Source organism: Asanoa siamensis, from assembly GCF_016862555.1.
Taxonomy (GTDB): Bacteria; Actinomycetota; Actinomycetes; order Mycobacteriales; family Micromonosporaceae; genus Asanoa; species Asanoa siamensis.
In genome coordinates, this window is the sequence record NZ_BONE01000009.1 from 121,924 (window position 1) to 133,810 (window position 11,887).

Sequence of the window (11,887 nt, forward strand, 5' to 3'; positions counted from 1 at the left end):
GTCGGCCCTGCCTGCGCGTGATCCCCATTGTGCGGAACGTGGGCGGGTTGACACATTCCACCACCCCGCCTAACTTAAGTGAAATCGATTACAGCCGTTGCCCCCGGAGACACCTGTGAATCAAGCCGGTCTCGGCTCGATCGCCCGCTTGCGCGCGGTCCAGACCCGTTCCATCAGCCCGGAGAACTTCGACGGTGCGGCGGGCGGCGGTGGTCGCGCCACCGAGGGCACCGGTGCCGCCTGCGCGCGCGACCTCGGCCCCGGCTGGAAGATCTCGCCCAGTGTGGACATCGCCCCCGGCGCGACGTTCGAGCTCGCCGCCATCGACGGCCCGGGGCAGATCAACCACATCTGGATCACCACACACACCGACAACTGGCGCACGATGCTGTTGCGCGCCTACTGGGACGGCGCCGACGAGCCCGCGGTCGAGGTGCCCTACGGCGACTTCTTCGCGCAGGGCTGGGGCCGGTTCGCCCAGGTCAACTCGCAGCCGATCGCGGTGAACCCGCACGGCGGCTTCAACTCCTACTGGCCGATGCCGTTCCGGTCGGGCGCCCGCCTCACGCTGGAGAACCTGTCCACCGTGGAGGTCCGGGTCTACTACCAGATCACGTTCGAGACCGGTGGTGACTACGCGGACGCGGGTTATCTGCACGCGCAGTGGCGGCGCAGCAACCCGCTCGAGGACCTGACGCCGCACACGATCGTCGAGGGCGTCGAGGGCCAGGGCCAGTACGTGGGCACCTATCTCGCCTGGGGCGTCAACAGCAACGGCTGGTGGGGCGAGGGCGAGGTCAAATTCTACCTCGACGACGACGAGGATTTTCCCACGATCTGCGGCACCGGCACCGAGGACTACTTCGGCGGCGCCTGGAACTTCGACGTGCCGGGGCAGGGCTACACCGAATACTCCACGCCCTACCTCGGCATGCACCAGGTCATCCGCCCCGACGGCCTGTACGTGAGCCAACAGCGCTTCGGCATGTACCGCTGGCACCTGCCCGACCCGATCCACTTCGGACATCACCTGAAGAAGGTCGACGTCCAGGCGCTCGGCTGGCGGGCCGGCTGGCGCTACCTGCCGCTGCGCGACGACATCGCCTCGACCGCACTGTTCTACCTCGACCGACCGACGGCACGGCGACCGCGCACGCCCAGCGTCGACGACTTGGAGGTCCACCTGGGTAGCGCGCCCGTGCCGGACATCGGCGCACAGCCACCGCGCCCGCCGGCATAGACCCCCAGCCGGGCGGCGCGCGGCCAACAGGGAGGAGACCCGCTGTGCCGCACGTACCCGGAACCATCCCCCGTGTCCTGACCGCGGCCGCCGTGTTAGCGGCGGTCACCGTGGTGGCGACCGGTCAACCCGCCGCCGCCACATCCGCGCACACACCGGCGACCCTGGTCCAGAAGGTCACCGGACCCGACTCACCGAACGACACCTGGGGCCGCTGGAACGTCAAGGCCACCGACCTCGGCATCATGTGGGACAACGGATCGGGCCAGGTGCTGACCGCCTTCGGCGACACCTTCGGCGACGCCTGGGTCGGTCCGGGCGGCGGCGGGTTCGGCCCCGGCGACGTCAACTGGCGCAGCAACGTCCTGCTCCGCTCGACCGACACCAACCTGTCCGACGGCATGAGCTTCGCGAGCGCGGTCATCGGCGCCGACGGCCGGGCCCGGGAGGTCGTGCCAGGCCTGCACCAGGGCAACGACGACGGCGGCGAGGTCACGAAGATTCCCACCGCCGGCATCGCGGTCGGCAGCCGGCAGTACATGTCGTTCATGTCGGTGCGCCACTGGGGCGTGCCCGGCCAGTGGGACACCAACTACGCGCGGATCGCCTACTCCGACGACAACGGCAACACCTGGGTCACCAGCGGCACGCCCACCTGGAACAACCCGGGCGGCACCAACCGCTTCCAGCAGCAGGCGTTCGTCCGCAACGGCGGCTACGTCTACGTCTACGGCACGCCGAGCGGCCGGCTCGGCAGCCTCTACGTCGCCCGGGTGCCCGAGGCGCAGGTGCTGACCCAGAGCGCGTACCGCTACTGGAACGGCAGCGCGTGGGTCGCCACCGAGTCGGCCGCGACCGCGATCGTCTCCGGACCGGTGGCCGAACTCTCGGTGCGCTACGACAGCTACAGCGCCAAGTGGCTGATGATGTATCTGCGCGGCGAGGACATCGTGCTGCAGAGCGCCACCAGCCCCACCGGGGCGTGGAGCGCGCCGCAGATCGCGGTCAGCTCGGCCGACTACCCCGGTCTCTACGGCGGCTTCTTCCACCCGTGGAGCGCCAACGGCACGCTCTACTTCCTGATGTCGCAGTGGAACCCGTACAACGTCTATCTGATGAAGGTGTCCATCAACACCGCGGGTCAGATCGTCAAGCCCAACCTGGTCGGCGACCCGAGCTTCGAGCGGGGAGCGTTGAACGGCAGCGGGACGGGCGGCTTCTGGGCCTGCACCGGCAACTGCGGCATCGACAACGCGCGGTGGGGCTACTCGGGCGACCGGAACGCCTACGCCCGCTACAACAGCGGCTGGCAGGACGTGCACCAGACGGTGCCGGTGGCCGCCAACACGACCTACCAGCTCACCGGGTACCTGCGCACGTCACCCAACAGCGACAACGGCTTCTTCGGCGTACGCAGCACGGCGAACGCGGTCATCGGCGAGGTGAACTACCGGGCGGTCGGGCCGTGGACCCGGTTCACCGTCACGTTCAACAGCGGCTCCCGCACGTCCGTCGTGGTCTACGGGGGCGTCTGGACCGACCACGGCGACATCTGGGTGCAACTCGACGACGTCTCGCTCAGCGCGGTCTGAGTGAAAGGAACGGTCCGTTCTTAACGCATAGCGTTAAGAACGGACCGTTCCTTTCGCCTCACTTGATGCCGCTGATCCGCACGCCGTTGACGATGAACCGCTGGAAGACGAGCAGCAGCAGGATGGTGGGCAACGACGCGAGCGTCGAGCCGGCCATCAGCATGCCCCAGTCGTTGCCGCGGGCCGACCGGAACGTGCCGAGGAACTGCATGATCTGAGTCAGGTTCGGGTCGGTGATGGTCAGGATCGGCCACACGTACGCGTTCCAGAAGGCCAGATAGGACGCGATGCCCATGACCACGAACGGCGCGGCCGACTGCGGCAGGAACAGCTTCAGGAAGATCTGCCAGCGGCTGGCACCGTCGATCATCGCCGCCTCCTCCACCGCCACCGGGAAACCCAGGTAGAACTGGCGGATGAAGAACATCTGCGCGCCGGACGCGACGCCCGGGATGATCAGCACGGCCATCGTGTTCAGCATGCCGAGCTTCGTCACGACCATGAAGGACGTCAGCAGGATGGCCATCATGGGGATGAACATCGGCATGACACAGTAGACCCACCAGAACCGCTTGCCGCGGAACTCGAGGCGGGCGAAGGCGTACGCGGCGAGCGAGTTCACGACGAGGCTCAGCGCGGTGAAGATGAGCGCGCCGGCGAACGTGACGCCCATCGCCCGCGTGAACTCCGGGTCGCGCGCGATGTCGACGTAGTTGTCGAACCGCCACATGTCCGGGAAGAACTGGAACGGCGAGCGGAGCACCTCGTTGCGGCCCTTGAAGCCGGCGATGGCCATCCACGCCAACGGGAACAGCACGCTGACGGTGATCAGCACGACGAGCACGGCGGACGCGGTCCGCTGGAAGAGACGCGGTGTCATGGCTTCTCCTAGCCGTCGATGGCCTTGTCGGACCGGACGAGCCGGAAGACGACCGCCGAGATCGCCCCGATCACCACGAACAGCAGCAGCGAGGCGGTCAGTGAGTAGCTGGTCGCGTACGGGGTGACGTCCCGGAAGGTGTTGAAGATGTAGAGGTTCGGGGTGTTGGTCGCCTCCGACGGGCCGCCGTTCGTCATGATCAGCGGCAGGTCGATCATCTGGATCGCCAGCGTGAAGCCGGTGACGAACAGATACAGCAGCACGTTCTTGAGCAGCGGCAGCGTGACGTACCAGAGGCGGGCGAAGAACCCCGCGCCGTCCAGCGCCGCCTGCTCGTAGTAGCTCTCCGGGATGTCGAGCAGCGCGGCGAGCAGGATGAGCGTGGTGAGGCCGAACCCGAGCCAGATCCCCGGCACCGCGATGGCCGGCAGCGCGAGCTGCGGGTCGTTGAGCCAGTTGACCGGGCCGAAGCTGATCAGGCTGAGCAGCCAGTTGGCGACGCCCTCGTCCTGGTAGATCAGCACGAACAGCACCGAGGCGACCACCGTGGACACCACGGTCGGCAGGTAGACGGTGGTCTTCATGAAGGCCGCCGCGCGCCGGCTGAGCGTCTTGATGAAACTGGCCAGCAGCAGGGCGATGATGATCATCGCGGGTACGGTCAGCGCCGAGTAGTAGAGGCCGACCACGATGGAGTGCCAGAAGTCGGGGCTCTCCAACACGTACCGGTAGAACTGCAGCCCGACGAACGTCGAGCCGCGGTAGAAGTTGATCTCATAGGTGCTCAGGTAGACCGAGTAGACCAACGGCCACATCACGAAGATGCCGAGCAGGATGACCATCGGGGCGATCATCAGGTAGGCGGTGCGGTTGTCCCGGCGGTGCGGCGGTGTCTTGACCCGGCCGCGGCGCCCGCGCGCCGATCGGCCGGCGTCCGCGGTCTGCGGGCCGGGCGCCAAGGTAGGGGTGAGGGCCACAGCGAATCCCTTACGAAGATCGAGGCCCGGGGACGCCGGCCACGCGCGTCCCCGGGCGGTCCCGGATGTCGGGGGATCAGCGGACGGGGGCGGTCCCGGCGAGGGACTGCTTCTTGATGATGTCGTTGATTTCGCCGTCGGCCTTCTTGAGCGCCGCCGGCACGTCGGCGTTGCCCTTCATGGCCGACTCGATCGCGGTGCCGAAGGCCAGCGCGATCTCCCACGGGTAGGCCGGCTCGGCCTTGCCGAACGGCACGACCTGCTCCGAGATCGTCTTCATGAACGGGTCGGCAGTGGCGTCGGGGTTGGTCTCCAGCGCCTGGTCGACGGTCGCGCGCACCGTGTACTTCGAGAACCCGCTGCTCTTGAAGAAGTCCGCCATGATGGCCGGGTCGCCCGCCAGCAGCCAGCCGATGAAGCCGGCGGCCTGCTCCTTGACCTTCGACTTGCCGTCGACGCTGAGCGTCCAGCCGCCGAGGGTCGCGGTGGGCTTCGTCTGGTCACCGTCCATCGACGGGAACGCGGCGACCGCGGTCTTGTCGATCATCTTGGGGAACTCGTTCTTGAGCTGGCCCACGACCCACGAGCCGCCGGCCATCATCGCGACCTCGCCGTTGCCGTACGGCGAGCCGTCCGCGTACCCGACCTTGGGCTGCTTGGGCATCACGCCGCTCTGGTAGAGGCCCTTGTAGAAGTCGAGCAGCTGGCCGAAGCAGGCGTCACTGGCCACCGACTTCGACCAGTCGTCGGCGACCGGCAGGTGACCACAGGCGTTGTACTGCAGGCCCCAGCTCGACCAGCCGAGGTCGGCCGGGACCGAGGCGATCGTCATGCCCTTGACCTTGCCTTGCGTCAGCTTGGTCGCCCAGGTCGACAGCTCCGCCCACGTCTTGGGCGGGTTGGCCGGGTCGAGGCCCGCGGCCTGCACGAGGTCCTTGCGGTAGTAGAGCACCGTGGACGGCTCCACCAGCATCGGGTACGCGTAGTGCTTGCCGTTGATGGTGACGAAGCTCTTGACGTTGTCCTTGATGTCGGTGAACGCCTCGGCGGGCAGCAGTCCGTCGAGCTCCGCCAGCTCGCCGTTGGCCGCGCCGGCCGGGATGTTGCCGTAGCTGGTGGTGGCGACGTCGGGGGCGTTGCCCGCGGCCTGGGCCGCCTTGAGCTTCTGCGCCCACGTGTCGGCCGGCACCACCTGGATCTGCACCTTGACCTTGTCCTGGCTCGAGTTGTAGGCGTCGACCTGCTTCTTGAACCAGGCCTGCTGATAGTCCTCGAACTGCTGCTGCCAGAACGTCACGACCGTCTTGCCGTCGGCCGTCTTGCCGGCTTCGTCGCTGCCGCCGCAGGCCGCGAGGCCCAACGACGCGACGAGAACCGTCGAGACCGCGAAGGCCGACGCGATATGCCTTTTGCCCACCGTTCCTCCCTAAGGGGATGTCGCCGGAAGTTCACTATCTACTGTGGACAGACCAGCGGAGCCGGTGCCGGTTCGGGCGGCCCGCGGCCTCTCGTGGGACGGTTTGCGGAAGTGAGGTTGGCTCGTAGTAGACATGATGTAATCGATTTCGTCAACAACTCGCAACATGCCCGCCGCAGTGCCAGCACAACCGAGATGGTTGACCACGAAACCGATTGCAAGAGGTTGCCCGACGCCGCCGCCGCCGTGCCCGGGCTGGCCGCTGGGTGCGTAAGACGCACCCGACGAGCCCGGCCGCGTTCCGCTCCCCCGACACCGGTCCGATCGGCCTGGTCGCCGAGGGCCGGCCGCGGCTCCGCACGCGACCGTGGACGTGCTGACCGCGCTCGCCGCCGCCAAGCCGGTCGTCCTCGCCTCCCGGATCGGTGCCGGCCCGGTGCTGACGCACACCTACGGCTATCCAGGCGCGGAGGCGGACCTGATCGCCCGCGGCCTGATCCCGGCCGGCACGCTGGACCCCTGGAAGGCCCGCGTGCTGCTGGCCGGCGGCGCCGATCGCGACCGCCTGACCAGCACGTTCGCCACGATCGGGTTACCCACGGACCAGCGACACGTATTTCCGCGGAACGCGCGACCTCCTACTGTCGACGAGCGTCCCTCCGAACACGTGGGGTTACCCCGATGACCAGCACACTTCCCGCCCGGATCCAGCCGCCGCCCAGCCTTCGCCCCGCCGGCGACCCGGCCGGCGCGCGGGTGGGCGGTCCCGCGCGCTCCGGGTGGCGGGAGGCCACCCTGACCCGGGCCATGGAGATCGAGTCGCTGGCCGACTGGGTCCGGGCCGGCGAGGAGCCGCACCCCGGCTGCGACGTGCTGCTCGAGGCGATCCGGGTGCACCTCGGCGCCGCCCGCGAGGCGGCGACCACCCGCGGGCGGGGCGGTGCTCCGCTGGAGCGGGCTCGGACCAACCTGGACGCGGCCGAGTCCCTGCTGCTCGACATCGCACCGCCCTGGTACCTGCTCGGCGCCATCCCCAGCGTGCTCGGTCACGCCCAGCGGCACCTCGTCGCGACGGACCCGCGCCGGCGGCAACTCGAGCGGGTCGCCCAGGCGCTCGGGATCACCAACTCGCAGCAGCGGGTGCCGCCCGACGAGCGGCTGACCATCGTCGCCCGCGAGCGCGGCACGATCGCCGGCGTGATGCGGGCGGCCAGTTCCGCGGCGCACCGCGAACTGGTGCGGTTGCGCAGCTTTCGCAACGTGGTCGTCGCGGCCACGGTCGTGCTGGCCCTGCTGGTGGTCGCGGTGGCGGTCGGCGGTTTCGTGCGGCCGGCGATGGTGCCGCTGTGCTTCGCGCCCGAGGACGGCGCGCAGGCCATCGTGGTCTGCCCGACCCGGCAGTCCGCGCCGTTCCCGGCGGCGCCGGGCGCGGCGGGAGCCAGCGTCGAGCAGAACATCGACCAGGCGACCGCGCGCACCGTGCGGCCGTACGACCTGTTGCTCATCATGGTGATCGGGCTGATCGCCGCCGCCGTCGCCGCGGCCGCGGCCGTCCGGGGCATTCGGGGGTCGTCCGAACGCTACGGCGTGCCCGTGGCGCTCGCGCTGCTGAAGCTGCCGACTGGCGCGCTCACCGCGTTCCTCGGCCTGCTGCTGATGCGCGGCCAGTTCGTGCCGGGCCTGAGCGCCCTGGACACCTCGGCCCAGATCCTGGCCTGGGCGCTGGTCTTCGGCTACGCCCAACAGCTCTTCACCCGCCTCGTCGACCAGCAGGGCCACGCCGTGCTCGACTCCGTCCGCGGCGCCAACAGCGCACCGGTGACACCGCCCTAGAAACGGAGCGGGCGGGCGCCCGGAGAGCGCCCGCCCGCTGGTTCACCACTGCGCGGGTGGCGGGGGCACGACGACCGGCGGGCGGTCGTCGCAGGTGATCGTGTTCGGCAGCTCCCAGGCCGCCAGCCACGGGCCGGTCGTCCCGCCGCCGTCGTTGCCGCCGAGGTCGGTGACGCTGAACTCGGAGCCGGTGGGCGGGAAGTTGAACGAACCGCAGTTGTTGATGCCGACCGCGCCCACGTTGCGGGCGTCGACGTTCTCGAACGTCGCGCCGCCCTTGACCCGGGCGCTGAGCACCGAGGTGCCGGTGCCGTCGACGCGGACGTCCTTGAAGTGCACGTTGGTGATGGAGTAGAGGTCCTTCACCGACCACTCGCTGACCAGCATGATCGCGTTGTACGTGCTGTCGAGGTAGTGGTCGCCGGTGACCCGGATGTCCGCGTCGATGTTCTTCTCCAGCGCGTAGATCCAGATCGCGCCGAGCCCGATGTTCCAGTTGAGCTCGTACGTGCCGGCCCGCACCACGGTGTTGTCGGTGATCGACAGCTTGCCCGCGAACGGTTCCGCGCCGAACCGCGACCCGACCTGGATGCCGCTGCCTTCCCGGATCGGGTCGGCGATCAGGTTGCGGGACACGGTGTTGTCGGTGCCGCCGTAGATGGCGATGCCGTTGGCCAGCGTCGGCGTCTGCACGGTGTTGCGGTCGAAGACGTTCCGCGCGTTGGCGGCCTTCTCGGACCACATCGCCAGCCCGTCGTCGCCGGTGTTGCGGACGAAGTTGTTGCGCACCACGGAGTCCGTCACTCCGATGTGGAAGTTCAGGGCGTCGGCGATCTGGTCGACGATGATGTTGTCGGTCACCCGCGTGTTGCGCATGGGGCCGTCGAACCAGAGGCCCACCTTGGTGTGCCTGATGTGCAGCCCGCTGATCGAGGAGTCGCTCAGCGCGCCGCCGATGCCGTTGACCTGGTCGGTGTCGATCCGCTCGCGCACGTCGCCCTCGATGGCGAAGCCCGACAGGTGCACGTTGCGGCTGCCGCCGTCAGCCGCGTCCTTGCCGTAGAACCCGACGCCGGTGTGCACCGAGCCGTCGGGCGCCGGCGGGTCGAGCGCGACCTCCTTGCCCTTGATCTTCGTGTACCAGTTGCCCGCGCCCTCGATCGTCACGTTGTCGACGATGATGTGCCGGTTGACCTGGTAGGTGCCCGGCGGCACGTAGACCTTGAGCCGGGCGAGCCGGGCGAGCGCGATCGCCTTGTCGAAGGCGGCGGCCGAGTCACGACGACCGGTCGGGTCGGCGCCGAACAGGAGCACGTTGGACGCCAGCAGGTTGACGTGCGGTGCGCCAACCATCTCGGAGTCGAGCAGGTCGATGACGGTCCACGCGGCGGCCGTGCCCTTCGGCGCGGTCAGCCGCACCTTCGCGCCCGCTGGGTAGGTGCGGCCGAGCAGCAACCGCTCCTCGTCGTAGAAGTGCATGGGCCGGAACGGCTTGGTGATGACGGGAGTCGGCGTGGTCGCCGCCGGGACGCAGGCGCACTCCGTGATCCACCAGTCCGGGTGCAGCAGGTCGGCCTGGGGGTCGTTGGTGAACGGGTACTGGTTGTAGAGCCACGCGTACTCGGACGTGAGGTTCATGGTCTTCTTGCCGCCGCCGTTGACGGTGACCTGCAGCGGCGCCCGGATCCCGCCGCCGTTCGGCGCGTCCGGGATGCTGTAGCGCACCGTGATGGCGTTGGCCGCGGCCGGCAACGTGAACTCGACGTGCTGTCCAGGTTGGAGCTTGACCGCGGTGCGGCCCGACGCCTCCGCCGGCAACGTGTAGGCGGTGCGGTCCGGCCCGATGACGGTGCCGGTGGTGGCCGCGTTCTCGGCTTCCTGCTCGAGGAAGTTGACGGTGGCGCCCCGGCCGGCGACCAGCGCCGGGTCGAGCGCCGCGCGGGTGACGACCGGCGCCGTGCCGGCCTGGGCCGGGCCCGCGATGCCGGCGACACCGAGGCCAACGGCGGCGACGGTGACGACGGCCAGCAAACGAGGTGGTGTCCGCGACATCAAGGACTCGTTTCCGTAGCGAGGTAGGGAGATGGGGACCCTGACCTTAGAGCCATAGATGTTGATGACACAAGCATCCGTCTATGATTTGCGAGAACTTGTTGCGCGCTTGCGGTCAGCGATCAGTTTCTTGCAACCGCAGATCAGCGTGGCGGCGGCTGGGCCAGCCCGATTCGCCGGTACGTCTCCGAGTTGACGTTGTCGACGACCGTCAGCTCGTCGTCGTCACAGCGATAGCTCGCTGACGGATCGGCCTCGGGGTCCTGCGTCAGGGCGGCGCTCACCCGCACCGACCCGTTGACCCGCCAGGTCGTCGTGCCGCTGTTCCGCACCGAGGTGATCACGAGCTTGTCGCCGACCGTCTTGTGGCGCCAGGTCACCGTGCCCTTGTGGGTGACCCGGTACGTCTTGCCGCCCGCCCGCCCGGACTTGTTCCCCTCGGCGCGGTAGTCGGTCCAGCCCGTGCCGTCAGCGAGGTAGTTCACGAACCACCCCTTGCCCGACAGGCCGAGGTCGACCTTCGTGCCCCACATGTTCACGCCGGGCTGGTGGTAGGACACGGCCTGCCAGCGGCCCACCAGGCACGGATCGACGCCGGCGGCGACGCTCGGCGTCGGCGTGGGTGTGGGTGTGCTCGTCGGCGTCGCCACCGACGACGCCGCATGCGTGGCGGGTGCGACCAACTCCTGGGCAACGCCACGACCGTCCGGCCGGAAGGCCAACGCCGTGCCGGCCGAGACGGCGACGACTGCCAGCCCCGCCACGAGAACGACACCACGACGGGAGCGGCGCCGCCGCACCGGAGAGCCCGGCGTCGGCGCCCCGGCGCCCGACTCGACCGGCAACGGTCGGACCGCGCCCTCCGCGACCGCCAGCTCCGGTTGCTCGGCGGCCGTCGGGATGATGCCGAGCGCCTGGTGCAGCGCGGTGCTCACCAGCGGATAGCGGCTCGCGCCGCCGACCAGGAAGACGTGGGTCGGCCCGACGCCGGCGGCGGCCAAGGCGGCACGGCAGGCGGCGACGGTGCGGTCGATCAGCGGCCGCGCCAGGGCGTCGAGTTGCTCGCGACCGAGCGGGGCGTCCTCGTCGAGCAGCGGCAACGTGATCCGGGCCGACGTGCGGCGCTAAAGCGCCTCCTTGGCCAGGCGCACGTCGTCCCAGAGCTGCCGGCTGAGCCGGCGGTCGGCGTCCGAGGCGGGCTCGACCAGTCGCTGCCAGCCGTCCCGGCCGCCGTAGACCGCCGTCAGATGCGCGACGATCGCCGCGTCGATGTCGAGCCCGCCGGTGCCGATCAGGCCTTCCGTGCTGAGCACCGCGAAGCCGTCGCCGGTGCGGCGGACCACGGAGGCGTCGAACGTACCGGCGCCGAGATCGTAGATCAGCGCGTCCGCGCCGTCGGGAAGATCGTGCGCGCCCGCGGCCGCGACCGGCTCCATCACGAGATCGACCTGGGCTACGCCCGTCCTGCCGGCCGCCGCGAGCAACGTCTCTCGCCGGTGGGCACCCCAGGCGGCCGGATGGGTGAGGACCAACCGGACCGGCGCCGCGCCCGCGGTCCGGGTCGCTTCCTGCACCACCCGGCGCAGCACCGCGCCGATCAGGTCGACGACCGGATGCTCGACCCCGGCCAGCAGCACCGTGCCGTCGTCGATGCGCGACTTGGGATGAAACTCGGCACCGGCCGGGTTGGCCCGCGCGGCCTGCACGGCATCGCGCCCGACGAGGATCGCGTCGCCCTCGACACAGATCGCGGAGGGCAGCAGGGGCGAGCCGTCGAAGAGCACCGCCTGGCCGCGGCCGTCGGGCCAGCGCAGGGTGGCGGCGGTGTTGGACGTCCCGAAATCGACGCCGAGGACCACGCCGCCCATATTCATGACCGCAACCGTATCCACCCCG

Annotated in this window: 7 protein-coding genes and 2 pseudogenes; 4 read left to right on the top strand and 5 right to left on the bottom strand. The window is 69.6% G+C overall.

The genetic code is table 11. From position 1 onward, the window contains the following. Positions 1-115 precede the first annotated feature (115 nt). Together Asi02nite_RS08370 and Asi02nite_RS08375 are read left to right on the top strand one after the other, a co-directional pair. Positions 116-1,240, top strand: a complete 1,125-nt coding sequence (locus Asi02nite_RS08370) for a glycoside hydrolase family 172 protein (RefSeq protein ID WP_239126567.1) — start codon at positions 116-118, stop codon at positions 1,238-1,240. Positions 1,241-1,284: 44 nt separating this feature from the next. Next, positions 1,285-2,832 carry a glycoside hydrolase family 183 protein gene (locus Asi02nite_RS08375; RefSeq protein WP_239126568.1) on the top strand — a complete coding sequence of 516 codons (1,548 nt, stop codon included), beginning with the start codon at positions 1,285-1,287 and terminating at the stop codon, positions 2,830-2,832. 58 nt (positions 2,833-2,890) lie between these two features. Here Asi02nite_RS08375 and Asi02nite_RS08380 read toward each other — a convergent pair whose 3' ends face one another. The 3 genes from Asi02nite_RS08380 to Asi02nite_RS08390 all read right to left on the bottom strand — a co-directional run bounded on the left by Asi02nite_RS08380 (position 2,891) and on the right by Asi02nite_RS08390 (position 6,106). Next, a complete protein-coding gene (locus tag Asi02nite_RS08380) occupies positions 2,891-3,712 on the bottom strand; it encodes a carbohydrate ABC transporter permease (protein ID WP_203711596.1) in 822 nt (273 codons plus the stop codon). A gap of 8 nt (positions 3,713-3,720) precedes the next feature. Next, on the bottom strand, positions 3,721-4,689 hold the full coding sequence (locus Asi02nite_RS08385; RefSeq protein WP_239126569.1) for a carbohydrate ABC transporter permease: 969 nt from the start codon (positions 4,687-4,689) through the stop codon (positions 3,721-3,723). Positions 4,690-4,765: 76 nt separating this feature from the next. Next, complete coding sequence (locus Asi02nite_RS08390; protein ID WP_203711597.1) at positions 4,766-6,106, bottom strand: ABC transporter substrate-binding protein; 1,341 nt, start codon at positions 6,104-6,106, stop codon at positions 4,766-4,768. 254 nt (positions 6,107-6,360) lie between these two features. Between Asi02nite_RS08390 and Asi02nite_RS08395 the strand changes: the two are divergent. Beyond that, a pseudogene (locus tag Asi02nite_RS08395) lies at positions 6,361-6,791 on the top strand (hypothetical protein); the annotation flags it as partial. After that, on the top strand, positions 6,788-7,939 hold the full coding sequence (locus Asi02nite_RS08400) for a hypothetical protein (RefSeq protein WP_203711599.1): 1,152 nt from the start codon (positions 6,788-6,790) through the stop codon (positions 7,937-7,939). The pseudogene Asi02nite_RS08395 and the gene Asi02nite_RS08400, both read left to right, overlap by 4 nt. A 42-nt stretch (positions 7,940-7,981) precedes the next feature. Here Asi02nite_RS08400 and Asi02nite_RS08405 read toward each other — a convergent pair whose 3' ends face one another. Continuing rightward, positions 7,982-9,991 carry a glycosyl hydrolase family 28-related protein gene (locus Asi02nite_RS08405; RefSeq protein WP_203711600.1) on the bottom strand — a complete coding sequence of 670 codons (2,010 nt, stop codon included), beginning with the start codon at positions 9,989-9,991 and terminating at the stop codon, positions 7,982-7,984. A 143-nt stretch (positions 9,992-10,134) separates the two neighbouring features. Beyond that, a pseudogene (locus Asi02nite_RS41480) lies at positions 10,135-11,865 on the bottom strand (Hsp70 family protein). Between the last annotated feature and the right edge of the window lie 22 nt (positions 11,866-11,887).

Coding starts and splice junctions, on each gene's coding strand:
- Asi02nite_RS08380 (WP_203711596.1), bottom strand. CDS start 3,712: ATGACACCGCGTCTCTTCCAGCGGACCGCGTCCGCCGTGCTCGTCGTG.
- Asi02nite_RS08400 (WP_203711599.1), top strand. CDS start 6,788: ATGACCAGCACACTTCCCGCCCGGATCCAGCCGCCGCCCAGCCTTCGC.
- Asi02nite_RS08405 (WP_203711600.1), bottom strand. CDS start 9,991: ATGTCGCGGACACCACCTCGTTTGCTGGCCGTCGTCACCGTCGCCGCC.